Consider the following 23,858-nt stretch of genomic DNA (forward strand, 5'->3'; position numbering starts at 1 on the left):
CTTGGGGTAGACATTTTTTCACTACCAAGGATGGGATTCAACGATGAAGCGCATCGCACTGCTCCGGGAGCGGGTAGCCACCGCCGGCGCCACAGGAACCCACTGCCCGGCATCCGGACTGTGGGCTCCCGCGGACGCGCCGCATGATGGCCACACCATCTTTGAAGGACACATCTTCCCGTCCTACAACGGCTCGCCCACTGTCTGGCGGCGCAAGACGTCGCGGGAAACGTCCCGCTGATATTTCAGGGTATTAGCGCTCCAGGCGGAACCCCAGTTTGATGGTCACCTGCCAGTCGGCCACCTGACCGTTTTCAAGGTGGCCGCGGATTTCCTTGACCTCGAACCAGTCCAGGTTGCGGAGGGTCTTGGCGGCCTCGGCGATCCCGTTGCGGACGGCAGCGTCCACACCCTCGTTTGACGTTCCGACAATTTCAGAAATGCTGTAGGTGTGATTCGACAACTTCGCTCCTCATAATCTCCATTGACACCCGGAACTGCGGGCCGTCCCTGCAGATTAGCGGACGAAGCGCGGCGCGACTAGGGTTTTCCGGCGGTAAGCGGGCCGGCGGGGAAGGGGCCGTGCGCCACGCCCGGACCGAATATCGGGCCGGGTTGCGGTCGTTTGGCTTTCAGGCCCAGGTTCGCGGGACGTTGCCTGACCCGGCGCACCACCCACGGGAAAAGGTAGTCCTTGGCCCAGACCAAGTCACTGCTTCTGGCCTCCCGCCAACTGCTGGCGGGCAGCACCTTGGGCTCCAGCGGCTTCAGGGTGTGGGGCACGTTGAGCGTTTCCAGCACCATTGCCGCAATGGTGTGGTGGCCCAGCGGGGAGAAGTGCAGGCGGTCGGGATCCCACATGTGCGGAGCCGCCAACTGGCGCAGTGTCCACAGGTCGGCCACCACGCCGTCGTGCCGGGCCGCTAGGGTGCGGAGGTTTTCGTTGTAGATGGCCACCTTGCCGCGGATGCGGCCGAACACCGGAGTGTTCCCCCAGTCCGGGCCGGTGAAGAGCACCACGGTTGCCCCGGTGGCGCTGAGGAGCCCGATGGCCGGATCCAGCCTCTCCGCCAGTTTGTCCGGATCGCTGCCGCGGAACACAATGTCGTTGCCTCCGGCCGAAAGTGTGACCAGGTCGGGCCTGAGTTCAAGTGCGGGCCCCAGTTGGTCATCCATGATCTGTTGAAGCAGGCGGCCCCTGACCGCCAGGTTTGCGTAGGCGAAGTCCTGGTGGCCCAGGCTCAGCTCTTCCGCGACCCGGTCTGCCCAGCCCCGGACACCGCCGGGGCTTTGTGGCTCCGGATCGCCGTACCCCTCAGTGAAGGAATCTCCCAGTGCCACGTATCGGTTCCAGGGGTGCGGAGCCGGAGTGGTCGCCGCGGAGGGTGTCCGCGCCGGTCCAGGAATGCTGAACGTACTCACGTTCCCATGGTGGCCCCATCCCGGGCCCGGAAACAGGGTCGAAGGGCGCAATTCCCTGTGATCCCAAGGCCCGGGCCATTGTGACTCCAGCTACACAAGCGGCAGTCAATACCAAGGGGGGTATAAGATGGATGAAGTCCTAGAGCCACGGAGGAAGTAATGGAACTCGATCCCGCCGACATGAAGCCGGTCATCAACCGCCTGCGCCGCGCGCAGGGGCAGCTCGCGGCTGTAACCCGGATGATCGAAGAGGGCCGGGACTGCAAAAGTGTAGTCACCCAGTTGGCCGCTGTTTCCAGCGCCCTGGACCGGGCCGGTTTCTCCATCATTGCCACGGGCCTTCAGCAATGCCTGCAGCAGGAGGACCCCAGCCTGGACAAGGCTGAACTGGAGAAGCTCTTCCTTTCGCTCGCCTAGCCGCGAGCCTTGACTTAACGGCCGCGCCCTCGCCGGGAGGCAAAAGCCGTCAGGCGGTTTTCGCCTCGAGCACGTATGTCTTCAGGTCATCCAGGGTCTGCTGCATGTGCGCGTCCATGGCACTGCGCGAGCGTCCGGCGTCCCGCGATTCCAGGGCGTCGGCAATCGCCTGGTGGTGCCCGATCGCGTGCTCCTGGATATCGCGGAACTTGGACGTCTGCGTCCGGCGCTTTTCCAGCACGCGGTGCAGCGGCTCGAACAGTACGGCCACAAAAACGTTCTCCGACGCGCGGAGGATAACGTCGTGGAAGGCAAGGTCGGCTTCCACGAAGCCCGCCAAGTCGTCGGTGTCATGGGCCTTGCGCATGGCTGCCACGTAGCCGTGCAGCGTCCCTATTTCGGCGTCGCTGATCCGGCTCGCCGCGAGTTCGCAGGCCCCTGTTTCCAGCATCCGGCGGAGCTCAATCAGCTGGATCGCAGCGGAGGCATCATTCACGCCCTCTGAAGCGGCGCGGAGTACTGCTTCCAGGGAGGCCCAGCGGTTGAGCGGGTTGACGAACGTGCCCCGCCCGCGCTCAACGCTCAGGATGCGCTGTGCTTCGAGGGTCTTCATGGCTTCGCGCACTGTCATGCGGCTGACCTCGTGCTTCGCGCTCAGTTCCAACTCGCCGGGAACGCTGGAGCCGGGAGGGAACTCGCCGGCAATGATCCGGTCCAGGAGCTCATCGGCCACCACGCCGACCAGTGATTTACGTGCCAATTTTCCCCCGTTCAGCGGTGAGCGACGATTTGTCCGACAAGTCTACTTGCGCGTCCCTGTGCCTTGTGCCACACTAGCATACAAATGTTAGATGTCTGACATCTTACAAATACCTACCCGCAACAGAGATTTCATACACAACGGAGTGCAAAGTGCCCCTTGAAGCAGATGTGCTGGCAGCCTTTCCGGCAGAGGTCCAGATTCCCGCTGAGCTTGTTGCCGACGCTGTAGCGGCGTCTTCGGCAGCCTCCCCCCGAGTGCTCGTAGTGCTCGACGACGATCCCACCGGCACCCAGTCCGTTGCGGACCTGCCTGTCCTCACCCGCTGGGACGTGGCCGATTTCACCTGGGCGTTCGCCCACATCCGCGAGAAGCAGACGAAGCCCGCGGTCTACGTGCTGACCAACACCCGTAGCCTGGACGCGGCCGAGGCTGCTGCACGGAACGAAGAAATCGTCCGCAACGCCCTGGCCGCGGCAGGCTCATTCCAGGCGGAAGCCGGCAGCGCCGGTTCCGGCCTCCGGCTCGGGTTCGTGAGCCGCAGCGACTCCACCCTCCGCGGCCACTACCCGCTCGAGCCGGACGTCATCGCCGCCACCGTTGCCGCTGTCAGCGGCGAGGCGACGGACGGCGTCGTCATCATTCCGGCGTTTCCCGATGCCGGCCGGGTCACCATCGGCGGCGTGCACTACATGCGCGGTACGGGGGAAGAAACCGGCACGCTGACACCGGTGGCCGCGACCGAGTTCGCCAAGGACGCCTCCTTCGGCTTCGCCAACTCCGAAATGGCCAAGTACGTGGAGGAAAAGTCGCAGGGACGCTTTGCCGCGGATTCCGTGATCGTCCTGGACCTGAACATCATCCGGGCCTCTACCGATCCTCAGATCTCCGCCAAGGCCATCGCCGACGCGATCGAGTCCGCCACCGACTCCACCCCGATCGTGGCCGACATCGTCTCCGAAAACGACCTCCGCGCCCTCTCGCTGGGCCTCGAGGAAGCCGAACGCCGCGGCAAGAAACTCCTGTACCGGGTGGGCCCGCCGTTTGTCCGCGCCCGGATCGGCCAGGAGATCCGAACCGAGCTCAGCGGCGAAGAGGCCTATGCCGGCAATACTCCGTCGGAAGCGGGCGGGCTCATCGTCGTCGGCTCCCACGTCGGCGTCACCACCCGCCAGCTCAAAGCCCTCACCGAACAGCACAGCGCGGCACGCATCGTGGAGATCGACGTCGAGAAGCTGCTTGGCGATAGCGCAGCCGGCTACCTCGACGAGATGGTGGACAAAGTGGTTGAGGCGCTGCGTGGCGGCGACGTCATCGTGCACACCAGCCGCCTGCTCATCAGGACCGACGACGCCGCCGAAAGCCTGCGGATCGCACGCACGGTGTCCGCCGCCGTCGTCGCCGTCGTGAACCGCACGCTCAAGACCTTCCCGCCGCGCTTTGTGATCGCCAAGGGCGGCATCACGTCCTCGGACGTCGCTGCGCACGGCCTGGAAATCCGCCACGCGATCGTCCGCGGCCCCATGCTCCCGGGCATCGTGAGCCTGTGGGAACCGGTGGACGGTCCCGCCAAAGGCATTCCGTACATCGTGTTCGCCGGCAATGTGGGGGACGACCAGTCCCTCGCCGACGTCACCCGCAAGCTCAGCAACACCTTCTAAGCCTCCCCCCACCGCAAGATTCAATGGAGAACACCATGACCAGCAACTACACCATCACTGTCCTGGGCCTTGGCGCCATGGGCCTGCCCATGGCCACCCGGCTCGCCAGCCAGCTCACCGTCCACGGCTTCGACATCGCCGAGCCGCGCCTGAAGCTCGCCGAAGAAGCCGGGATCCGCACCTTCGCCTCCGCCCGCGAAGCCTCCGAAGGTGCCGACGCCCTGCTCCTGGCAGTGCGCAACGGCGAGCAGCTCAACGACGTCCTCTTCGGCCAGAACGGCGTGGCCTCCGTGCTCAAGCCGGGCGCCGTTGTGATCCTCGGCAGCACCGTCGGTACCGACGCCATCACGGCCACGGTGGACCGGCTGGCCGAATACGGCGTCGAACTGGTGGATGCGCCCCTTTCCGGCGGCCCCAAGCGCGCCGGCGAAGGCGATCTGCTGATCGTGGTGGGCGCATCGCCCGAGGCGCAGGAAAAGGCCCGCCCCGCCTTGGAGCTGCTGGCCTCCACCCTCACCGTGGTGGGCGACAAGCCCGGCGACGGCCAGGCGCTCAAGACCGTCAACCAGCTCCTTTGCGGCGTCCACATCGCCGCCGCCGCCGAAGCCCTGGCCCTGGCCGACGCGCTCGGCCTCGACCAGGAGAAGACGCTCAAGGCCCTCGAAGCCGGTGCAGCGGGTTCGTTCATGCTTTCCAACCGCGGCCCGCGCATCCTCGAGGCCTACAACGAGGAAGGTGCCGAGGTGCTGAGCCGCCTGGACATCTTCGTCAAGGACATGGGCATCGTGGGCAAGGCCACCCGTGCCGCCGGCCTGGCGGCCCCCGTCGCCGCCGCAGCAGAGCAGCTCTACCTCCTGGGCCAGGCCCAGGGCCTCGCCGCAGCCGACGACTCCGCCGTCATCAAGGTCGTCGCCCCCACGAAGCGCACCGCCTAACCACCCGCTCCCTCCCCCGGAGTTTTTGTCCAGATAATGCGGCTTAGAACGCTCTTTGGCGCCATTATCTGGACAAAAACTCCATGCTAACTAAAGCCCGACGACGGCGGTCCCCCCTCCGCCGTCGTCGAACCACCTCGCCGGGCGTTGCCGGCGACGTCAAAGGAGACACACAATGAGCGCTCTAGCTCTTCTGGCCATAGCAGTAGCAGGCGTGGCCCTGCTGCTCGTGGCAGTGATCAAGTTCAAGATTCCCGCTTTCCTGGCACTGCTCGTGGTCAGCGTCGGCGTAGCCCTCGTCGCCGGAATCCCCCTTCCGGACATCATCAAAACGGTTACGGAAGGCATGGGCGGGACGCTCGGTTCCGTGGCCATCCTGGTAGGCCTCGGCGCCATGCTCGGAAAGATGATCGAAATCTCCGGCGGGGCGCAGTCGCTTGCCGGAAAGTTCACCCAGCTGCTGGGCCCGCGCCGGGTTATTGCGGCCCTTACGGCAGCAGCATTCCTGCTCGCCATACCGGTGTTCTTCGACGTCGGATTCATCATCCTGATTCCCATCATCTACGGCTTCTCCAAAGCTGCTGGCGTGAACCCGGTCAAGATCGGACTTCCTGTCGGCGCCATCATGCTCGCCATCCATGTCGTTGTTCCGCCACACCCCGGAGTCGTCGGTGGCGCCGGCATCCTCAAAGCAGACATCGGCTGGGCCACGATCTTTGGCCTGCTCATCTGTATCCCGGTGGGATTCCTTGGCTATTTTGTGGCCAAGAAGCTGAACCGCCGCGAATACAGCATGCTGTCCACCACGGCCGAGCAGTTCCGCCTCTTCGGCAGCGGCAAGTCGGAAGTTGAACAGGATGCGCCCCAGGGCACGTCGAAGTCGTCCGTGCTTACCGCCGTCAAAACGGCGCCCAGCCCGGCCATGATCATCACCCTGATTGTCCTGCCCATCCTCATGATCATGGTGGGCACGGTAGGCGCGGTCATGCTGCCCAAGGATTCCTTCGCGTCCCAGCTCGCCGCGTTCATCGGCGCACCCCTGATCGCGCTGCTCACGGCGCTGGGACTGGCCTACTACTTCCTTGGCATCCGCCGCGGCTGGTCCTCGCAGCACACCGGTGAAGTCATGGACTCAGCGCTCGCTCCCACCGCTATCGTGATTCTCGTGACCGGCGCCGGCGGCGTGTTCGGCAAGGTCCTGACAGTATCCGGCATCGGTAAGGCCCTGGCCGAAGGACTGCAGTCTGCCGGCCTCCCGGTCATCCTGATGGCCTTCATCCTCGCCGCCATCCTCCGCGCCTCACAGGGCTCCGCCACCGTAGCCATCATCACCACGGCGGGTCTGCTTGCTGCCTCAGTGGCTGACGGCGGCTACTCACCGGTGCAGACAGCACTCATCCTGGTGGCCATCGGCTTCGGCGCTTTCGGCCTCAGCCACGTCAACGACTCGGGCTTCTGGATCGTCACCCGCTACCTGGGCCTGTCCGTGTCCGACGGCCTCCGCACCTGGACCGTCCTCACCACCATCCTGGGACTGGCCGGCTTCGCGCTGACCTTCGTCGCCTGGATCCTGGTGGGAGGCCTGAGCGCCTGATGCGTGCCCGACTCGACCACCTGGTAGTTTCAGCCCTCCAGCAGGGCGCAGCCGTCCCGGCCTTCACCTGCTACGACTTCACCACCGCCCTGGCCGTGGTGGAGGCGGCGGAAGAAGCAGGCCGAGGCGCAATCCTGCTGGTGGCCCCGAAGACGGCCGGCACCCCCAACGGGCTGCGGCTTATCACGGCGCTCCGCGGGCTGGCGGACTCCGCCGCCGTCCCGATCGCCGTGCAGCTGGACCATGCGTCCGATCTCCGGGTGATTGCCGACGCCGTCGCGGCGGGGGCGGATTCGGTCCTTGCGGACGGTTCGTCGCTGCCGTACGAGGAGAACATTGCCCTGGTGCGCGAAGCGCGCGCCGTGCTGGAAGCGCAAGGCCATGCCGACGTCGTGATTGAAGCGGAACTGGGCGGGCTGGCCGGTGACGAGGACCGCGCGTTCGGCGCGGACGCCACAGGGTCTTCCGCGCAAGGCTCCGCCGGGCTGACCGATTCCGCCCAGGTGGAGGACTTCGTGGCCCGCACCGGCGCCCAGCTGCTGGCCGTGGCCGTGGGCAACGTGCACGGCAAGTACAAGGGCGAGCCGCAGCTGCGGTGGGACGTGCTGCAGGACATCGCGGTGCGCACCCACATCCCGCTGGTGCTGCACGGTGCCTCCGGCATTCCGGCGGAGGAGCTGGTCAAGGCCGCCGCCATGAACGTGGGCAAGGTGAACTTCAACACCGAACTCCGCACCGGCGTGCTGGCCACGCTGGAATCCGAAACCGGCCCGCACCGTGCGGACGGCGAGAACCTCCAGGGTTTGCTCGGGAAGTGGAACGCCTCGGCCAGGGAGTTCGCCAGCGGGGCCCTGTCCACCCTCACGAAGTAAGGAGTTTTTGTCCATATATCGCGAGTTGGAGGGCCATTAGCTCGCGATAAGTGGACAAAAACTCCCGGCGGGGGAGGCTAGGATCGAGCCATGATCCCGGCCTCCCTCGTTTTTGCGTTCATCGCCGCCCTGCTGCACGTCTACATCTTCACCATGGAATCCGTCACCTGGACCCGGCCGGCGACGTGGAAGCGCTTCGGTGTCGCCTCGCAGGCCGACGCCGAGACCACCCGGCCGATGGCCTACAACCAGGGCTTCTACAACCTGTTCCTGGCCGTCGGCGCGCTGATCGGCCTCGGCGCGGTCCTTTGGGGCCAGCCCTTGGTGGGCTGGACCCTCATTTTCGCGTCCTGCGGTTCCATGCTGCTCGCTGCCGCTGTCCTGGCGCTGAGCGGACGCAAGTACCTCCGCGCGGCCGCCACGCAAGGCACGACGCCGCTTCTCGCCGTCGTGCTCGGCCTCCTGGGGCTGCTCACCGCCTGAGCGGCATGGCTTCTGGCCCTTGACGGAGGCCCGGCGGACAATGGACAGTACGCAGAGAATCGTTCCGCCTCCGTAGGAGCGCAATGGGTGTTCCGCAGCAGCAGAAGCCGCAGGCAGGCGCAGGGCAGGAGCTGCCCGCTCCGGACCGCGACGCCGTGATCGACCTTGCCCGTTTCTTCTGCCTGGCCCTGGTGGTGGTGGGCCACACCATGATGGTCAGTCCCGTGCTTCACCCCGACGGCACCGTCACCACCGAAAACACCCTCGCCCTGCAGGACTGGTTCGAGCCCGTCATCTGGATCTTCATGGTGATGCCGCTCTTCTTCGTGGCGGGCGGAATCACCGGACTGCAGTCCTGGCGGCGGCTCAAGTCCCGCGGCGGCAACGGCGTCGAGTTCGCCCAGGCCAGGCTGCTGCGGCTTGTCCGCCCCGCCGCCGCGCTGCTGGCCGTGATGTTCGCCGGGCTGTGGGCCGCGCGGCTCTCCGGCGTCAAGCCGCAGGTGGTGGAACTGATCGTCACCGGCGCCGGGATGCCGCTATGGTTCCTGGCCGCGTACCTGGCGGCCCAGCTGAACATCCCCTGGCTTGCGGCACTCCATGACCGTGCACCCTGGCTGACACTCGCCGGCCTCACCGCCCTGGTGGTGGCCGTCGACTGCTTCCGCGGGTCCCTGCCGCTGCTGGCCTACGCCAACATCCTGTTCCTCTGGTGCGCGGTCCAGCAACTGGGGTTCCTGCTCGCCGACGCCCCGCCCGGGAAGCCCGGCGCGTCCACGCTGGTGGGTGTCATCATTGCCAGCAACCTCATCCTGGGCCTGGTGACGGGCCTGGGGCTGTACCGCGGCAACATGCTGGTGAACCTGAATCCCCCCAACCTTTGCCTGTTGCTCCTGGGCGCGGCGCAGGCGGCCGCGCTCCAGCTCTCCAGGCCGGTGCTCAGCGGTGCGGCCTCGGCACGGTGGGTCCGGACCGTGGTGGGGATGGCCGGACGGCGCGCCATGACCATCTACCTGTGGCACCTGCCCCTGCTGGCCGCGATGTCCGGGCTGCTCCTGCTCACCGATTTCCCCAAGCCGCCGGCCGGTACCGCCGCATGGTGGTGGTCGCGGCCGATGGTCCTGCTCGGCGTCATGGCGCTCCTGCTACCTGTGCTCGCTGTGTTCGGGCGGTTGGAAGAACGGCCGACGGCGTCAGCCCACTCCCGCCGCCGGCCCGCCGCCGCGGTGGTCCTCGCCGTCGTGGCGGTCTTCATCCCGGTGGTTGACGCGGCCATCAACGGGCTGACGCTCGCCCTCCTGGGCGGGGGAGCCGCATGCTTTGCGCTGGCCGTGCTACTGCTTGGCCGGATTCCGGTGCGTCCCGGCGGCGCGCCGGGCGCCCCCGGCGGACCATTGCCACCGGGACCTTTAAGTGCCAATGTCGAACCATGACGGAGAACACGGTATCCACTGAAGACACGTTCAGCCCGGACGTCACCACCACCCGGAATGATGCCCTTCACCGCTACGAGCTGCGTGTCGGCGGGAAGCTGGCGGTCCAGTCGCGTTTCGTGGACAGACCAGGGCACGTGGACTTCATCCACACCGACACGGCCGAGGAGTTCAAGGGGCAGGGCCTGGCAAAGGTGCTGGCGCATTTCGCCCTCGATGACGTGGTGTCCGCCGGCAAACGGATCATCCCGCATTGCCCCTTCATTTACGGCTACCTGAAGAAGCACGACGCCTACGGCCAGTTCATCGACTGGCCCGAGCAGCCGCCCACGGACCCCGTTACCGCTTCCTAGGAATGCGGCGCTTCCCAGGATTGCGCCCGGTGGCCCCGCTGCCTATCCCTCGAAGTGCGTGGAGGGCGACCCGGGGGTGAATGATTGCACGAGCTTTTCCGCCACGACCCGGAGTTTCAAGTTCCGGCCGCTGGAAGCCTTGGTGAGGATGGCCATCGCTTCTGACTGCGAGCACCTGTTCTGGCCCATGATGATCCCGGCCGCGAGGTCTATTGCCGTGCGGGACTCCATGGCGGAGCGCAGGTCCTCAGCCAGTTGTTGCTGGACGCTGATCCTTACCGCGAGGCGAAGCGCCTTCTCTGCCTGCAAAGCGAAGAGCTCAGCCTTCTGGATCGCGGCAGTCCTAAAGACGTCCGGGGCCGGAGCGAACACGTTCAGCGCCGCCGAAGCGCCGGAGTCCAGGGTGAGGGGGACGCCCAGCACGCTCAACTGCCCCAGTGAGGCAACTGCGAGGCCGTATTCCGGCCACCGCGAGTCAGCGCGCGTATCCCGGACCAGCACCGTGGTACCCGTGGACATCGCGTGGAGGCAGGGGCCGTCGCCGTAGTTCTGCTGGATCTCGTCGAAGAGGCGTGCCTCCGGGTTGCTCCATGCCGCCGTGGTGGTCCGGTGGTTCCGGTTCAGGGTGACAGCGCAGGAAACGTCCTGGCCCAGGGTGCGTGAGAGGGAGTCGGCGGAAAGCTCACAGAACTCGGCCAGGAATCCGTTGACGTCCTGGCTGTTGATGACCAGATCCTGCAACTGTCCCGCCACTGATGTGTCCAGCGTGATCTCGTCCATATCTCAAGTCTAGATCCGGGCGTGGCCGTGGGACTCTGGCCGAAAGGCCAGCTTGTGGCGCGGGCAACAATTTCGTATGGTTTAGGTGAGTTATGAAGCTGGCTCTTGGACGTCTCATTGGGAGAACCCTTGAACCATAAGCTGCGTGTGCTGGTCCGTGTGGATGTTGATCCCGGACGGGTGACTCTGGAAGTCGCCGGATGCCTGACTCAGTCGAATTACCCCGTGCTGCTGCACATCATGCGCCGCGGGCGCCGGCTCTCGCCGGAGCAGGACATTACCGTCGACCTCCATAAAGCCTCCCATCTGGACCCTGAGGTCCTGATGTACCTGCGCCACATCGCCGACCACAAGGCCGACGGCGGCGCCGAAGCGTTCCGGCTCACCCTGGCCGAGCCCGCGGAACTTCCCATCTGCCTTGAGCATGCCGGGCTTGCGGGCGGCGAAGAGACCCTGGACGGCGAAATCAACGCCCTTTTGGATGCTGATGCCACCTCCGGGTTCGACATCGACGGCGGTCCGGCAGTTGCCGGGGAACAGCGCACCATTGACGGACTGGAGTTGTCCGAGTACCTCGAAGGGAACCTGGATCCCGCATCAACTGTCCAGGCGTTGTCCGACGACGCCCTCGGCAAACTGGCCGACGCACTGTACCGGCACCTGGACACCCGCAGCCCCGCCTTCGGCGCGCACACGTGGTACGAACTGGCCGCCGAGGAACTCCATCAACGGCACCTGACCGAACCCGAGGGGCCATCGCAGGAGGAAGTCGCAGCCGGCTGACCTCGCACCGCGGTTCCGGTTCACAATTCGCTCCGGGCCTTAGCCCTTTTCCGTGCCGGGCAGATAAGGTTGGACTGACTCAGGACAGTCCGCCTTTCCCGCTCCACCGGTCTCACACCGGAGCCGGATCCTCACCGGGCGGCTGACTGAACCGACGAGGATCCAGGGGGACAGCCGGGCGTGCTGGGGCGTGACGTGGTGGAATCCGGGCCGGAAGCATGGGGACTTCCGCAGGACCGGCTCAGCAGGCGTGCCCGGGCAGTGGCTGGACTGGACATTGTTGGCACACCGCCGGAAGAGCGATTCGACCGCATCACCCGGATGGCGCGGTTGATGTTCCGGACGCCCATAGCCACCATTACCATCTTCGACGGCGACACCGCCTGGTTTAAGTCCGCCGACGGCTTTGACGGGCGCCAGGTACCGCTCAACCAGGTCTTCTGCAGCACCACCGCTGACACGGGTGAACGCCTGATCGTGGAAAATGCGGCAGTGGACCGGCGGTTCCGGAATCTGCCCGGGGTCACGGGGGAAGCCCACATACGTTTCTACGCCGGCGAACCGCTGGTGGACAGGAACGGCGAAGTGGTGGGTTCCTTCTGCGTCTACGATGACCGGCCCAGGGTGTTCCAACCGGACGAACTTGAGCTGTTCGAAGAGCTCGCAGCCTGGGCGCAGGCTGAACTGATCGAGCGGACCGACCTTGCCCGGGCCAAGGAAGTGCAGGAGGCCCTGCTGCCGGGCCGCACCCCCCGCATGCCCGGCTACGTGCTGGCGGCAACGTGCACGCCGTCGTTCAGCGTCGGCGGGGACTACTATGACTGGGCCAGGACGGATTACGGGACGGCGCTGGGCGTAGCGGACGTGATGGGCAAGGGCAGCGCGGCGGCCATCATGGGCGCCACCGTGCGGGCGGGACTGCGGACTGCATCGGAACTGACCGAGCGTGACCGCGACGGCCGCTACCGGCTGGACCAGGTGATGTCCGGCATGGCCCGGATCGTCACCGGCGACCTGCTGCGGACCAACATCTTCGTCACTGTGTTCCTGGCGCATCTCGAGGAAACCACCGGCAGGGTGGATTTTGCGGACGCGGGCCACGGTTTCTGCCTGGTGGTGAGCCCGACGGCGGCTTCCGCAGGATCGCCGGTGCCGACCTGCCGCTGGGAATCGAGCCGCGCGGCTCCTGGAGCCAGGGAAGCTTCACGCTGGCCCCGTCCGAAACGATGCTGATCTTTTCCGACGGGCTCTTCGACCTCTTTGGCGGCGCGGCCGACGCCCTGCAGCACATTGCCCTGCTGGCCATGGAACACCCTGATCCAAACGATCTGGTGGACACCATTGCCGCGCTGGCCTCGGCCGCCACTGCAGTGGACGACGTAACCGCAATCGTTGTACGGAGGCAACCATGACCCCGCGCCAGCTGACACTGCGACAGCTGGCCATCAGGCTGATTGTCCTGGCCACGGCCATCCTGGGCCTGAACTACATCATTTGGCGCTGGATGGTGTCGATCAACTGGGAGGCATGGTGGATCGCGGTTCCTCTGGTCCTGGCCGAGACATACTCCCTGGTGGACTCCCTGCTGTTCGGCGTCACAATGTGGCGTTACCGGCAGCGGGACACGCCGCCACCGCCGCCACCGGGCCTGACCGTGGACGTGTTCATCACCACCTACAACGAGCCGTTTGACCTTGTGATGGGAACAGCCCGGGCGGCGAAGAACATCGAGTACCCGCACCGGACCTGGATCCTCGATGACGGCAACCGCGCCGAGCTGCGGGCCATCGCGGAAGCGGAAGGCATCGGCTGGATCACCCGGTCCGAGGACTGGGCCAACCGCCCGCGCCATGCGAAGGCCGGCAACCTGAACAACGCGCTCCTCGCCACCGACGGCGAGTTCATGCTGATCCTTGACGCCGACCAGGTCCCGGACCCCAGGATCCTGGACCACACCCTGGGCTATTTCAACGACCGCAGGATGGCGCTGGTCCAGACGCCCCAGGTGTTTGTAAATGTCCCGCCCAATGATCCGCTGGGCAGCCAGGCGCCGCTGTTCTACGGGCCCATCCAGCAGGGCAAGGACGGGTGGAATGCTGCGTTCTTCTGCGGCTCCAACGCGATCATCCGCCGAGAAGCCCTGATGCAGCTGGGCGTGATGCGCTACGTCTCGGAAACCGAGCTGGCGCTGAACAAGGCGCTTCGGACGGCGGACAAGGTGGTGGCCAAGGCGAGGCGGCAGCTTGGTCCCGGGCAGGAACGGCTGGCTGCGGCGCTGACCACCGTGGCGACCGACCTGCGGCAGGTCCGCCGTGAGCTCAGTGACGGCCAAAGCATCGCCGACGTCACCTACCGGTTCCAGGAACGTGTGGACACCGTGGCCCGGAACCTCGTTGCTGAAGATTTCGCGGCCCTGCACGCCGAGCTGAACTCGATCGAGGGGTTGTCCCGGACGATCGACGTCGACGGCTCCCTTGCGGTCATCGACGACGTTGCGCTGGACAGGCTCTCCCAGCGCGACTGGTCTCCGCTGGGAGCGGTGGAAACCGTCCGCGTCCTGATCGAATCCGTCAACGCCGAGAAGGCCGGCGAGGCGCAGGCCGTGATGCCGCTGGCCACCATCTCCGTTACCGAGGACATGGCCACGTGCATGCGGCTGCATTCCCTCGGCTGGGAATCGGCCTACCACCACGAAAAGCTGGCCGACGGGCTTGCCCCCGAGGACCTCGATTCGATGCTCACGCAGCGGCTCCGATGGGCGCAGGGCACCATGCAGGTTATGTTCCGGGAGAATCCGCTGCTGCAAAAAGGCCTGAGCGTGGCCCAGCGGCTGATGTACCTGGCAACCATGTGGAGCTATCTTGCCGGGTTCGCCGCGGTGGCCTACATCGCCGCCCCGGTCATCTACCTCACCCTGGGGATCCTGCCGGTGCAGTCGCTGAGCAACGAGTTCTTCCTCCGGCTCATCCCGTTCCTGGTGGTGAACCAGATCCTTTTCCTGGTGGTGGGGCGCGGCGTGAAGACGTGGCGTGGCCAGCAGTATTCCCTGGCCCTCTTCCCCACCTGGATCAAGTCCGTCACGTCCGCGTTCGGCAACGTGTTCCTGGGCCGGGACCTGGACTTCCGCGTCACCCCCAAGACGCTGCAGGAACGCAACCGGCTGCCATGGCACCTGGTCCGGCCGCAACTGATTGCCATGACTGTCCTTGTCCTGGCTGCCGCTGTGGGCGTGATCCGCCTGCTGCTGGGCCAGGGCGACGTCCTGGGCAGCTCCGTCAACTTTGTGTGGATAGCCTTCGACCTGCTGATCTTCAGCGTGGTCATCGAGGCTGTGCGATACCCCGGCTACGATGCCTGGCTGGACAGAAATAAGAAGAAAGAGGTAAGTCAATGATCGAATTCAGCAACGAGACCCTGGCCAATGGAGTGGGCGTGATCCGTCCCGTGGGCCGACTCAACATGGTCTCCGCGCCGCACCTCGGCGCCAACATTGACGCGCTCATCAGCGACGGCACGGTCCGGCTGGTGGTTGACCTGGCCGGCACCGATTTCATTGACTCGTCCGGCCTGGGCGCGCTGATTACCGGGCTGAAAAAGACGCGGCAGGCTGGCGGTGACCTCCGGCTGGCCAACCCGACAGCGCAGATCACGGCGGTCCTGGAAATGACCAACCTGAACAAGGTGCTGCAGCCGGTCGCCTCGGTGGACGGGGCCTATTGATGAGCAGCCAGTTCGGCCTGCGGGCCGCCGCGGTTCCCGAAAGCCTGGAGCTGATCCATGAGCTGCTGGAGGAAGTCTGGGCGGGCGAACCCGGAATCGAGCCCATGGACCGTATCCGGTTCGAGACTGCGCTCATTGAGGTTGCGTCAAACATCATCGAGCACTCGCAGCCGGCCAGCACGGATCCCGTGCGGTTCGTCCTGGCAGTTGAGTGCGAACCGGAGCGGCTGTATGCCGAATTCACGGACAATGCCCGGCCCGCCGGCATTGACCTGTCGGCGGCCGAACTGCCGGACGACATGTCCGGGAGCGGCCGCGGACTTGCCCTCGCCAAGGTTGCCCTGGACCAGTTTTCCTACGCCAAGGAGGACGCCGGCAACCGCTGGACGCTGCTGTGCCGCCGCAAGTCAGCAGCCGCCGCCTCGCATTAGGCGGCAAATTCTGCCTCAACCGCGGCATCGGGAACAGTCAATGACGCCCCATTGAGCCTCAAACACCCCGGAAATCCGCCAATTTAATAATTAGCTCACAAAAGTTTGACTAAAAGGTTTACCTAAGTAAGGCTTGCCTTGCTACGTTAGCGCGCCGCCAAACGCCTACCAAAGGAAAACCTTGTGACGCTGTTGCCCCCTGTGGACCAAAACTCCCCGGGCTTCCCCTCTCCGACTGCCGGGCACGACTTCGGCTCCCGGGTGGAGCTCGCCCTCGCCGCCACCAACCACCTGTTCAACTCCCGCAATGCGCCGCGCTACGTGGCCCAGGTCCTCCAGGGCGTCACCGCCGTGGCCACCAAACTGGAGCGGACCACCAAACCGTTCACCGGCGTCGGACCCCGCGAACTCAGGGAACGCGTCGCCGCCGTCGACCTGGGCGCACCGTTGCCGGACACCGCTGCCGCGCTGGCTGAACTTGAAGAGGTCTACCTGAAGGATGCCGTCTACTTCCACGACGCGAAGTACGCGGCCCACCTGAACTGCCCCGTGGTCATCCCGGCGCTGGTGGGTGAGAGCATCCTGTCCGCCGTGAATTCCTCCATGGACACCTGGGACCAGAGCGCCGGCGCCACCATGATCGAGCGCCGCCTCATCGACTGGACCGCGGAGCGGCTGTCCCTCGGCGGCGCGGCGGACGGTGTGTTCACGTCCGGCGGCAGCCAGTCCAACTTCCAGGCGCTGCTTATTGCCCGCAACCACGCGGTCGCGGGACTGCGGAAGCTGCCCGGGAATGATTCCCTCCGGCTGCCGGGCCTGCTGGAGAAGCTGCGGGTCTTCGCCTCGGAGGACAGCCACTTCAGCATCCGGAAATCGGCGTCCATGCTGGGACTGGGGTACGACGCCGTCGTGCCGGTCGCGTACGGACCTGACCACCGGATGGACCCGGCCGCGCTGGCGGCCGCACTCGCGCAGGCTGCCGACGCCGGCCTGGTGCCGATGGCCGTGATCGGGACCGCCGGGACAACCGACTTCGGCGCGGTGGATCCGCTCGCGGAGCTGGCAACCCTCGCCAGGGCGTACGGGGCGTGGTTCCACGTGGACGCCGCCTACGGCGGCGGGCTCATGGTTTCCGGCCGCTACGGGCATCGGCTGGACGGAATCGGCCTGGCCGACTCGGTCACCGTGGACTTCCACAAGACCTTCTTCCAGCCCGTCAGCTCCAGTGCCCTGCTGGTGCGGGACCGGGCCATGCTGCAGCACGTGACCTACTATGCGGACTACCTCAATCCGGAGAGCGCCGCGCTGGCGGACATTCCCAACCAGGTGGACAAGAGCATCCAGACCACGCGGCGCTTTGACGCGCTGAAGCTCTGGCTCACGCTCCGGATCATGGGGGCGGATGCCGTGGGTGCGCTGCTGGACGAAGCGATCGACCTTGCGGCCCGCACCGGGCAGGCCCTGGCGGCGGATCCGGACTTTGAGCTGGCCGCCGAACCGCAGTTGAGCACGCTGGTGTTCCGGTACCGTCCGGTCCTTGCTGACGGGAACCGGCTGGCTGAGGACTCCGCCGACACGCTTAACCCGGCCATCCGGGCCGCGGTGTTTGCCTCGGGCGACGCGGTGGTGGCCGGAACCAAGGTGGCCGGCAGGCATTACCTGAAGTTCACGCTGCTCAACGCCGAGGCCACCCCGGAGGACATCAGCGCCATCATCAACCTGCTCCGCAGCACCGGCGAAGCGCTGCTTGCCGGGCAGGAGGCCTCAGCATGAGCGCGGGCAAGCCCGACGCCGCAGCATCCGGCACCTCCAACATCAGCACCTCGGGCCCGGGCCGCATTTACGACGTCGCCGGAATCGGCGTCGGACCCTTCAACCTGGGACTCGCCGCGCTTGCGGAGCCTGTGGACGGGCTCGACGCAGTGTTCCTCGAGCGCCGCCACTCGTTCGACTGGCACCCTGGCATGATGCTGGAGCCCGCGCACCTGCAGGTCCCGTTCATGGCGGACCTCGTGACGCTGGCCGACCCCACGTCCCCCTATTCGTTCCTGAACTTCCTGAAACAGACGGGCAGGCTCTACCGCTTCTATATCCGGGAAAACTTCTACCCGCTCCGCGCCGAGTACAACCAGTACTGCCAGTGGGTGGCCGGCCAGCTCGAATCGGTGAGGTTCGGCACGGACGTCCGGAAGATCACGTACGACGACGGCGGGTACAGCCTGTCCGTGGACGGTCCCGCAGGGCCTGAGGTGCTGCGCGCCCGGCGGCTGGTGCTGGGCACCGGAACGTCGCCGTACGTACCGGCTGCCTGCGACGGAATAGTCGCGGCGGCAGCCACCGGTGGCGGTGTGGTGTTCCACAACGCCGACTATTTGGCGCGGAAGAGCGAACTGCAGAAGCAGCGGAGCATCACCATCGTGGGCAGCGGCCAGAGCGCCGCCGAAATCTACTACGAACTGCTGCAGGAGATCGACGTCCACGGGTACCAGCTCAACTGGGTCACCCGCTCCGGCCGGTTCTTCCCGCTGGAGTACACCAAGCTCACCCTGGAGATGACGTCGCCGGAGTATGTGGACTACTTCCACGGGCTACCGGAGGAGCGGCGCGACGGCCTGATCCGGAGCCAGAAGAACCTGTACAAAGGCATCAACTCCGAGCTCATCGACGCCATCTACGACCTCCTGTATGCCAAGAGCCTCTCCGGCGCCGTGGATACGCGGCTGCTGACGCACTCGGCGCTCACCGGAGCGTCCTGGGACCCGGCGTCAGGTACACACACCCTGCAGTTGCGGCACGAGGAGCAGGGCGCGGATTACTCGCTGGACACCGAAGCCGTGGTGCTCGCCACCGGCTACGGCTACCGCGAGCCGGGGTTCCTGGCCGGAGTGCAGGACCGAATCGCCCGCGACGGCGCCGGCAGGTTCGCGGTGGAGCGCAACTACAGCACCGGCGTCGAGCCCGGGGAGATCTTCGTCCAGAACGCCGAACTCCACACGCACGGCTTCGTCACGCCGGACCTGGGCATGGCCGCCTACCGCAACTCGTGCATCCTGCGCGGGATCTGCGGGCGCGAGGTCTACCCCGTGGAACGGAGTATCGCCTTCCAGGAGTTTGGGGTGCCGGCCCCGGCACTGGTGCCGGCATGAGCTTCACGTTCCGCTGCTTCGATCCGGAATCCGACGCGGAGCTCCTCCACTGCTGGGTGACCCGTCCGTATGCCGTTTTCTGGGGGATGCAGTCCGCCACCGTGGCGGACGTTGTTGAGGAATACTCAACGATCCAGTCCAGCGGGCATCACCACGCGCTGCTGGGGCTCGACGACGGCGTTCCCGCCTTCCTGATGGAGGAGTACCTTCCGGCCTTCTCGCCCCTGGCCGGCCTCTACGCCGTGCAGCCGGGGGACATCGGCATGCACCTCCTGGTGGGTCCGCCGGCCGGACCGCCGCGCACCGGCTACACCGCCGCCGCGATGGAAGCGGTTTTGGACCGGCTCTTCGCCAAGGACAAAGTGGAGCGCGTGGTGGTTGAGCCGGACGCCCGGAACCTTAAAATCCATGTCCTCAATGCGCGGCTGGGTTTCCAGCCCGCCGGGGAGATCGCGCTGCCGGACAAGCAGGCCCTCCTCAGTTTCTGCACCCGGGAAGCTTTCCACTCCGCCCGTGCAGCCCTCCATTCGTCCCCGATCCGCCAGTCCCCGATCCGCCAGGGAGCATCACTATGACCATCGCTGACCTTGAACCCGTCCAGACCGCGGGCAACGCGGCAACCCACCTCACCCCGGATCGCTGGGCTGCGGCCAACCGCCACCTTGTCCGCAAGGCGCTCGCCGAGTTCTCCCACGAGCGCATCCTCAGTCCGGAACGGACCAGCGCCGGGGACCCGGCCGGGGGCGGCAGGGAATCCGCAGCCCGGGCCCAGCACTACCGGGTGCTCAGCGATGACGCCACGGTTGAGTACCGCTTCTCCGCAACTATCCGGTCCCTTGAGCACTGGTCCGTGGATGCCGACTCGATCATGTGTAGCCGGGACGGGGAGGATGCGCCCCTGGACGCGCTCCGGTTCATCACCGAATTCCACCACACGCTGGGGATTCGGCCGGAGATGCTCCCTGTCTATCTTGAGGAGATCAGCAGCACGCTCTCCAGCCATGCATACAAGCAGTGGATGGGCCAGCCGTCCTCCGCTGAGCTGGCGGCCGGCGTGACGCGCGGCGCGGATGCGGCCACGGACTTCCAGGCCATTGAGCGGAGCATGACCGAGGGACATCCCTGCTTCGTGGCCAACAACGGCCGGCTGGGCTTCGGCATCAACGATTACCGTGCCTTTGCCCCGGAAGCCGGCGCCCCTGTTCAGCTGGAGTGGATCGCAGTGCACCGGAGCAAGGCCGTGTTCACCTCCAGCGAGGGACTGGACTATGCCGCCCACCTTGAAGCCGAACTGGGCGCGAACACCCTGGCCTCTTTCGAGGCCGGGCTCACTGCCCTGGGACTGGACCCGGCCCGGTACTTTCTGATGCCGGTGCACCCCTGGCAGTGGGAGAACAAGCTGACGGTCACCTTTGCCGCCGAAATCGCCCAGCATCATATTGTCCACCTCGGCATCGGGGCTGACAGTTACCAGGCGCAGCAGTCCATCAGGACATTCTTCAACACGTCCGCGCCGGAAAAGGCCTACGTCAAGACGGCCATGTCCGTCCTGAACATGGGCTTCATGCGCGGGCTCTCGCCGCTGTACATGAAGGCCACCCCGGCCATCAATGACTGGCTCCAGGAGCTGATCGGCAGCGATGAGGCCCTGCGGGGCAGGGGACTTGCCATGATCCGCGAGGTGGCCGCCATCGGATACCACAACGGCTATTACGAGGCGGCGTCCGCCAAGGATTCGCCGTACCGGAAAATGCTGTCGGCGCTGTGGCGGGAAAGCCCGCTGCCGTTGCTGAAGGACGGGCAGCAGCTGGCCACCATGGCCTCGCTCCTGCACGTTGACTCGGCCGGCAGGCCCCTGGTGTCCGCGCTGATCGAACAGTCCGGGCTCGAGCCGGGGGAGTGGCTGCGGCGGTACTTCGAGGCCTATCTCGTCCCGCTGGTGCACTGCCTGTACCGCTACGAGCTGGCGTTCATGCCGCATGGGGAGAACGTGATCCTGGTCCTGGAAAACGGCGTGCCCGTGCGCGCGGTGATGAAGGACATTGCGGAGGAAATCGTAGTGATGGGGGACCGGCTTGAGCTGCCGGACGCCGTGTCCCGGATCAAGGTGGATATTCCCGACGGTGAGAAGGTCCTGGCCATCTTCACCGATGTGTTCGACTGCATCTTCCGGTTCCTCGGTGCCCTCCTCGAGGAAGATGGAGTGCTTGGCGGCAACGAATTCTGGCGCATCGCGGCTGAAGCCATTCGCGACTACCAGGCGGAAAACCCGGAGCTGGCGGACCAATTTGCCCGCCACGACCTGTTTGCGCCCGACTTCCAGTTCTCCTGCCTGAACAGGCTGCAGCTGCGCAACAACCAGCAGATGCTGGACCTGGCGGACCCGTCCGGGGGCCTGCAGATGGCAGGCCGGCTGGAGAACCCGCTCGCAACGTCCGCCCGGGAAGTTCCGGGTGAGGTGCCCGGCGCAAGGGACTAGGCTTCTGCCATGACGGAACAAGTTCCCGGAACCACAGCCCTGATCACCGGCGCCACCGCAGGCCTGGGCGCCGAGTTTGCCCGCCAGCTCGCCGAGCAGGGCCACCACATGGTCCTGGTCGCGCGGGACGCGGAGCGGCTGCGGGCCGCGGCGCACGAACTGGAAAACAACTACAGCATCACCGCGGAGGTGCTGTCCGCGGACCTGACGGACGACGCCGGGGTGGCCGCCGTCGTCGAGCGCCTTTCCGACCCTGCGCGGCCGGTGGAAATCCTGGTCAACAACGCGGGGATCGGGTTGCTGAAGCCGTTCGACAAGAACAGCCTGGACGAGGAACGCCGGCATCTCAGGTTGCATGTGCAGACGCCCATGGAACTGTGCCATGCAGCGCTGCAGGGCATGCTGGCGCGGGGTTCCGGAAGGATCATCAATGTGGCCAGCGTGGCGGCCTTCGCCAACCGGGGGAGCTACTCGGCGGCCAAGGCGTGGCAGGTGACCTTCAGCCGCTGGGCCAACCTGGCATATGCCGGGAGCGGGGTGAAGGTGACGGCGGTGTGCCCGGGATTCACCCACACCGAATTCCACGACCGCATGGGCATGGACAAGACCGTGGCCCCGCGCTGGCTGTGGCTGCACGCTGACCGCGTGGTCCGGGAAGGACTGGCGGACAACGACCGCGGCCGCGCGGTTTCCATCCCCACCAAGCGGTACAAGATCGTCGCCGCCGCCTCAAGGATGCTGCCCGCCCGCTTCACGTCCGGGCCCCCGCGCAGGCCTGCGAAGTAGCTGCTGCGATCAGCCGGTCCGGCGGCGGCGCCGGACCAGCACGATGACCAGGATGCCGATCACCGCCCCCACCACCGTTTCCACGGCACGTTCCGTGATGAGGACGTAGGGGTCGGCCGGGGCTGCAAGCTGTGTCATCAGCAGGATCACAGGGGTGAAGGACACCATGGCCAGGCCGTAGTGCCTCGTCATGAAAAGCTCGGTGGTGAACTGGAAGATGATGACCAGAAATGCCAGCACCGCGGCTTCCGCCCCGGGAAAGAACGTCAGCGGCGCCCACGGCTCAGGAAGAAGTACGACGGCGACCACCACCAGCCCGAGGAACGTCCCCATCATGCGGTGGAGGCCGCGGTGCACGCTGCTGGGCAGGTCGGCTCCGGCAAGCGGAACAGCTGCGGCGGCCATGGCCCAGTGCGGGTGGCCGCTGCCACTGAGGACGCCGATGGCGCCGGCAGTTCCGACTGCCAGCACGTACCTCGCCGCGTGGATCATCGCAGCGTAGCGCCGCAGTCCCCGCAGGGGAGCCGCGGCCCGGGCCGCTCCCGGCTGCCACCTCCGGCCCCGCACCCAGCCGCCAAAGCCGATGATGATTGAAAACGCCGCCGAGGCGGCGGCGATGAGGAGCGCCGCAAACCAGGGAACGGTTGTGGGGACTGAGGCACAGGCACCCAGCGCAAGGATGCCGAAGAAGGGCCCGTTGGGCTTCAGGTTCACCCTGTCGGAGAACACCGAACCCACGCCGGCCAGGACCGCTTCCACGCCCACGAGCCACCATGAATGAAGGTGGTTGACGGACAGGAAGATGCCAACGCCAACCCCGCTGAGCAGGACCAGGGCTGCCTGGGCCTGGTGCCTGAGGCGGAGCTGGTGGGGCTCCGAACGCCCGTACATTCCGGTCAGGGCGCCAAACACGGCATAGATGATCAGCTCCGGCCGCCCGAACACGAGCAGGACCAGCGAAGGTACGGCCACGCTCACGGCAACGCGCAGGGCAGACAGGTGATCACGGTTGGCCGGGCCGAGGCTGTGCAGGTCGCGGAGATGCCGGCGTAGGGCGTTCACGCGTTCGCACCACCAATCGTTTGTTGCTGCCTTCAGGCTGTGTCTCTGGGAAGTTATCACCCGGCGTCCGGCGTCGTCACATCCCCGGTTCGGGCGGGCGGACATTGGACGTCACAACGGGCGGGAACAACAGAGGCCCGCCGCCGGGGGTTTCCAGCAAGGGAAACGCGCGGCACGGGCTTCTGCATCCAAGAGCCGGCCGATCGGCGGCTAGCGAATGGTCAGGCGTTCGGCGTGCTGCACCTGGTGCCGTCCGAGGTTGCCCCGGTGATGAATCCGTACACGAAGGGAACCAAGGCATGATCGCCGGGAGAGAGGCAGAGCAGCGTCAGGCCGCCGCCGAGGCCGGGAGGCGCTCCGGGAGTAACGAGTGACGTGACCTGGACGTAGACGTTGCTTCCGTCGTGGCTGCAATGGTTGTAGCGGGCGAGGATCCCGTCCATGTGAAATCCGCAGGGAGTGCTGCTCGAAACGGCCGTCAACGGGCCGGGCCCGGCTGCCACGGCCGGCGTTGCCCCGAATGAAACGGCGATCGCCGCAAAAGCGGCGGCGAAGGCTCCGAGCTTGGTTTTGCGTTGGATTGTAGATGTCGACTTATGTGTCATGCATATCGCCCCAGACTCTATGTTGAATAAATCTAACGAATTGAGTTAACAACATAACAGTTCGCTGCGAACGATTCGAATCAACTTATGCCGGGGTTAAAGCCGTGATGCCACGTCCGCTCGTTGAGCGGTCGTGGCA

The 23,858-nt window shown here is 66.0% G+C and carries 26 protein-coding genes; 20 read left to right on the forward strand and 6 right to left on the reverse strand.

Going from position 1 to position 23,858, the window contains the following annotated elements:
* The first annotated feature begins 43 nt into the window (after positions 1–43).
* On the forward strand, positions 44–241 hold the full coding sequence (locus ACSQ12_RS01550) for a hypothetical protein (protein WP_436064057.1): 198 nt from the start codon (positions 44–46) through the stop codon (positions 239–241).
* Positions 242–253: 12 nt separating this feature from the next.
* Here the strand turns inward: ACSQ12_RS01550 and ACSQ12_RS01555 are convergent, their stop codons facing one another.
* Positions 254–463: a dodecin gene (locus tag ACSQ12_RS01555; RefSeq protein WP_011690139.1), complete on the reverse strand. Its 210-nt coding sequence runs from the start codon at positions 461–463 to the stop codon at positions 254–256.
* Between the two features lie 77 nt (positions 464–540).
* Positions 541–1,407, reverse strand: coding sequence for an SGNH/GDSL hydrolase family protein (locus ACSQ12_RS01560; protein ID WP_436066906.1), 867 nt, complete (start codon positions 1,405–1,407; stop codon positions 541–543).
* A gap of 174 nt (positions 1,408–1,581) precedes the next feature.
* Here ACSQ12_RS01560 and ACSQ12_RS01565 point away from each other — a divergent pair, with 174 nt between their 5' ends.
* Entirely contained in the window at positions 1,582–1,839 is a 258-nt protein-coding gene (locus ACSQ12_RS01565; RefSeq protein ID WP_011690141.1) for a metal-sensitive transcriptional regulator, read from the forward strand.
* Between the two features lie 49 nt (positions 1,840–1,888).
* Here the strand turns inward: ACSQ12_RS01565 and ACSQ12_RS01570 are convergent, their stop codons facing one another.
* Entirely contained in the window at positions 1,889–2,599 is a 711-nt protein-coding gene (locus ACSQ12_RS01570; protein ID WP_436064058.1) for a FadR/GntR family transcriptional regulator, read from the reverse strand.
* A 152-nt stretch (positions 2,600–2,751) separates the two neighbouring features.
* On the opposite strand from ACSQ12_RS01570, the gene ACSQ12_RS01575 reads away from it, so the two are divergent.
* The 7 genes from ACSQ12_RS01575 to ACSQ12_RS01605 all read left to right on the forward strand — a co-directional run bounded on the left by ACSQ12_RS01575 (position 2,752) and on the right by ACSQ12_RS01605 (position 9,927).
* Positions 2,752–4,260 (forward strand): four-carbon acid sugar kinase family protein, encoded by a 1,509-nt coding sequence (locus ACSQ12_RS01575; RefSeq protein WP_436064059.1) that lies wholly within the window; start codon positions 2,752–2,754, stop codon positions 4,258–4,260.
* 35 nt (positions 4,261–4,295) lie between these two features.
* Complete coding sequence (locus ACSQ12_RS01580) at positions 4,296–5,195, forward strand: NAD(P)-dependent oxidoreductase (RefSeq protein WP_436064060.1); 900 nt, start codon at positions 4,296–4,298, stop codon at positions 5,193–5,195.
* Between the two features lie 175 nt (positions 5,196–5,370).
* The gene (locus ACSQ12_RS01585; protein WP_209752535.1) at positions 5,371–6,789 is read left to right on the forward strand and encodes a GntP family transporter; all 1,419 of its coding nucleotides are present in this window, start codon (positions 5,371–5,373) and stop codon (positions 6,787–6,789) included.
* Positions 6,789–7,661: a class II fructose-bisphosphate aldolase gene (locus ACSQ12_RS01590; RefSeq protein ID WP_436064061.1), complete on the forward strand. Its 873-nt coding sequence runs from the start codon at positions 6,789–6,791 to the stop codon at positions 7,659–7,661. Before ACSQ12_RS01585 ends, ACSQ12_RS01590 begins: the two co-directional genes overlap by 1 nt.
* Before the next feature lie 90 nt (positions 7,662–7,751).
* A complete protein-coding gene (locus ACSQ12_RS01595) occupies positions 7,752–8,144 on the forward strand; it encodes a DUF1304 domain-containing protein (RefSeq protein ID WP_209747998.1) in 393 nt (130 codons plus the stop codon).
* Between the two features lie 83 nt (positions 8,145–8,227).
* Positions 8,228–9,574 carry an acyltransferase family protein gene (locus tag ACSQ12_RS01600; protein ID WP_209747997.1) on the forward strand — a complete coding sequence of 449 codons (1,347 nt, stop codon included), beginning with the start codon at positions 8,228–8,230 and terminating at the stop codon, positions 9,572–9,574.
* Positions 9,571–9,927 carry a GNAT family N-acetyltransferase gene (locus ACSQ12_RS01605; RefSeq protein ID WP_209747995.1) on the forward strand — a complete coding sequence of 119 codons (357 nt, stop codon included), beginning with the start codon at positions 9,571–9,573 and terminating at the stop codon, positions 9,925–9,927. The genes ACSQ12_RS01600 and ACSQ12_RS01605 overlap by 4 nt, the downstream gene beginning before the upstream one ends.
* A gap of 42 nt (positions 9,928–9,969) precedes the next feature.
* Here the strand turns inward: ACSQ12_RS01605 and ACSQ12_RS01610 are convergent, their stop codons facing one another.
* Positions 9,970–10,707 (reverse strand): ANTAR domain-containing protein, encoded by a 738-nt coding sequence (locus ACSQ12_RS01610; protein ID WP_436064062.1) that lies wholly within the window; start codon positions 10,705–10,707, stop codon positions 9,970–9,972.
* Between the two features lie 129 nt (positions 10,708–10,836).
* On the opposite strand from ACSQ12_RS01610, the gene ACSQ12_RS01615 reads away from it, so the two are divergent.
* From ACSQ12_RS01615 to ACSQ12_RS01665, 11 genes are all read left to right on the forward strand, one after another.
* A complete protein-coding gene (locus tag ACSQ12_RS01615; protein ID WP_209747991.1) occupies positions 10,837–11,490 on the forward strand; it encodes a hypothetical protein in 654 nt (217 codons plus the stop codon).
* 180 nt (positions 11,491–11,670) lie between these two features.
* On the forward strand, positions 11,671–12,723 hold the full coding sequence (locus ACSQ12_RS01620; protein ID WP_436064063.1) for a PP2C family protein-serine/threonine phosphatase: 1,053 nt from the start codon (positions 11,671–11,673) through the stop codon (positions 12,721–12,723).
* Positions 12,660–12,902, forward strand: coding sequence for a SpoIIE family protein phosphatase (locus tag ACSQ12_RS01625; RefSeq protein WP_436066907.1), 243 nt, complete (start codon positions 12,660–12,662; stop codon positions 12,900–12,902). Before ACSQ12_RS01620 ends, ACSQ12_RS01625 begins: the two co-directional genes overlap by 64 nt.
* Positions 12,899–14,884 carry a glycosyltransferase family 2 protein gene (locus ACSQ12_RS01630; RefSeq protein ID WP_436064064.1) on the forward strand — a complete coding sequence of 662 codons (1,986 nt, stop codon included), beginning with the start codon at positions 12,899–12,901 and terminating at the stop codon, positions 14,882–14,884. The genes ACSQ12_RS01625 and ACSQ12_RS01630 overlap by 4 nt, the downstream gene beginning before the upstream one ends.
* Positions 14,881–15,210 (forward strand): STAS domain-containing protein, encoded by a 330-nt coding sequence (locus tag ACSQ12_RS01635; protein WP_390249371.1) that lies wholly within the window; start codon positions 14,881–14,883, stop codon positions 15,208–15,210. Before ACSQ12_RS01630 ends, ACSQ12_RS01635 begins: the two co-directional genes overlap by 4 nt.
* Positions 15,210–15,641 (forward strand): ATP-binding protein, encoded by a 432-nt coding sequence (locus ACSQ12_RS01640; protein ID WP_436064065.1) that lies wholly within the window; start codon positions 15,210–15,212, stop codon positions 15,639–15,641. The genes ACSQ12_RS01635 and ACSQ12_RS01640 overlap by 1 nt, the downstream gene beginning before the upstream one ends.
* A gap of 189 nt (positions 15,642–15,830) precedes the next feature.
* Complete coding sequence (locus tag ACSQ12_RS01645) at positions 15,831–17,414, forward strand: pyridoxal phosphate-dependent decarboxylase family protein (protein ID WP_436066908.1); 1,584 nt, start codon at positions 15,831–15,833, stop codon at positions 17,412–17,414.
* Positions 17,415–17,455: 41 nt separating this feature from the next.
* Positions 17,456–18,787, forward strand: a complete 1,332-nt coding sequence (locus ACSQ12_RS01650; RefSeq protein WP_436066909.1) for a lysine N(6)-hydroxylase/L-ornithine N(5)-oxygenase family protein — start codon at positions 17,456–17,458, stop codon at positions 18,785–18,787.
* Positions 18,784–19,362, forward strand: a complete 579-nt coding sequence (locus tag ACSQ12_RS01655; protein WP_436064066.1) for a GNAT family N-acetyltransferase — start codon at positions 18,784–18,786, stop codon at positions 19,360–19,362. The genes ACSQ12_RS01650 and ACSQ12_RS01655 overlap by 4 nt, the downstream gene beginning before the upstream one ends.
* Positions 19,359–21,266 (forward strand): IucA/IucC family protein, encoded by a 1,908-nt coding sequence (locus tag ACSQ12_RS01660; RefSeq protein ID WP_436064067.1) that lies wholly within the window; start codon positions 19,359–19,361, stop codon positions 21,264–21,266. Before ACSQ12_RS01655 ends, ACSQ12_RS01660 begins: the two co-directional genes overlap by 4 nt.
* A 9-nt stretch (positions 21,267–21,275) precedes the next feature.
* A complete protein-coding gene (locus ACSQ12_RS01665) occupies positions 21,276–22,052 on the forward strand; it encodes an SDR family NAD(P)-dependent oxidoreductase (protein WP_436064068.1) in 777 nt (258 codons plus the stop codon).
* Positions 22,053–22,061: 9 nt separating this feature from the next.
* Here ACSQ12_RS01665 and ACSQ12_RS01670 read toward each other — a convergent pair whose 3' ends face one another.
* Both ACSQ12_RS01670 and ACSQ12_RS01675 read right to left on the reverse strand, forming a co-directional pair.
* On the reverse strand, positions 22,062–23,114 hold the full coding sequence (locus ACSQ12_RS01670; protein ID WP_436064069.1) for an FUSC family protein: 1,053 nt from the start codon (positions 23,112–23,114) through the stop codon (positions 22,062–22,064).
* 221 nt (positions 23,115–23,335) lie between these two features.
* Entirely contained in the window at positions 23,336–23,719 is a 384-nt protein-coding gene (locus ACSQ12_RS01675) for a DUF6355 family natural product biosynthesis protein (RefSeq protein WP_436064070.1), read from the reverse strand.
* Positions 23,720–23,858: the final 139 nt, after the last annotated feature.

Origin of the sequence: Arthrobacter sp. LjRoot14 (genome assembly GCF_964253905.1) — a bacterium.
GTDB lineage: Bacteria > Actinomycetota > Actinomycetes > Actinomycetales > Micrococcaceae > Arthrobacter.

Coding starts and splice junctions, on each gene's coding strand:
- ACSQ12_RS01630 (WP_436064064.1), top strand. CDS start 12,899: ATGACCCCGCGCCAGCTGACACTGCGACAGCTGGCCATCAGGCTGATT.
- ACSQ12_RS01640 (WP_436064065.1), top strand. CDS start 15,210: ATGAGCAGCCAGTTCGGCCTGCGGGCCGCCGCGGTTCCCGAAAGCCTG.
- ACSQ12_RS01550 (WP_436064057.1), top strand. CDS start 44: ATGAAGCGCATCGCACTGCTCCGGGAGCGGGTAGCCACCGCCGGCGCC.
- ACSQ12_RS01610 (WP_436064062.1), bottom strand. CDS start 10,707: ATGGACGAGATCACGCTGGACACATCAGTGGCGGGACAGTTGCAGGAT.
- ACSQ12_RS01590 (WP_436064061.1), top strand. CDS start 6,789: ATGCGTGCCCGACTCGACCACCTGGTAGTTTCAGCCCTCCAGCAGGGC.
- ACSQ12_RS01585 (WP_209752535.1), top strand. CDS start 5,371: ATGAGCGCTCTAGCTCTTCTGGCCATAGCAGTAGCAGGCGTGGCCCTG.
- ACSQ12_RS01580 (WP_436064060.1), top strand. CDS start 4,296: ATGACCAGCAACTACACCATCACTGTCCTGGGCCTTGGCGCCATGGGC.
- ACSQ12_RS01565 (WP_011690141.1), top strand. CDS start 1,582: ATGGAACTCGATCCCGCCGACATGAAGCCGGTCATCAACCGCCTGCGC.
- ACSQ12_RS01655 (WP_436064066.1), top strand. CDS start 18,784: ATGAGCTTCACGTTCCGCTGCTTCGATCCGGAATCCGACGCGGAGCTC.
- ACSQ12_RS01595 (WP_209747998.1), top strand. CDS start 7,752: ATGATCCCGGCCTCCCTCGTTTTTGCGTTCATCGCCGCCCTGCTGCAC.
- ACSQ12_RS01665 (WP_436064068.1), top strand. CDS start 21,276: ATGACGGAACAAGTTCCCGGAACCACAGCCCTGATCACCGGCGCCACC.
- ACSQ12_RS01635 (WP_390249371.1), top strand. CDS start 14,881: ATGATCGAATTCAGCAACGAGACCCTGGCCAATGGAGTGGGCGTGATC.
- ACSQ12_RS01660 (WP_436064067.1), top strand. CDS start 19,359: ATGACCATCGCTGACCTTGAACCCGTCCAGACCGCGGGCAACGCGGCA.
- ACSQ12_RS01600 (WP_209747997.1), top strand. CDS start 8,228: ATGGGTGTTCCGCAGCAGCAGAAGCCGCAGGCAGGCGCAGGGCAGGAG.
- ACSQ12_RS01605 (WP_209747995.1), top strand. CDS start 9,571: ATGACGGAGAACACGGTATCCACTGAAGACACGTTCAGCCCGGACGTC.
- ACSQ12_RS01675 (WP_436064070.1), bottom strand. CDS start 23,719: ATGACACATAAGTCGACATCTACAATCCAACGCAAAACCAAGCTCGGA.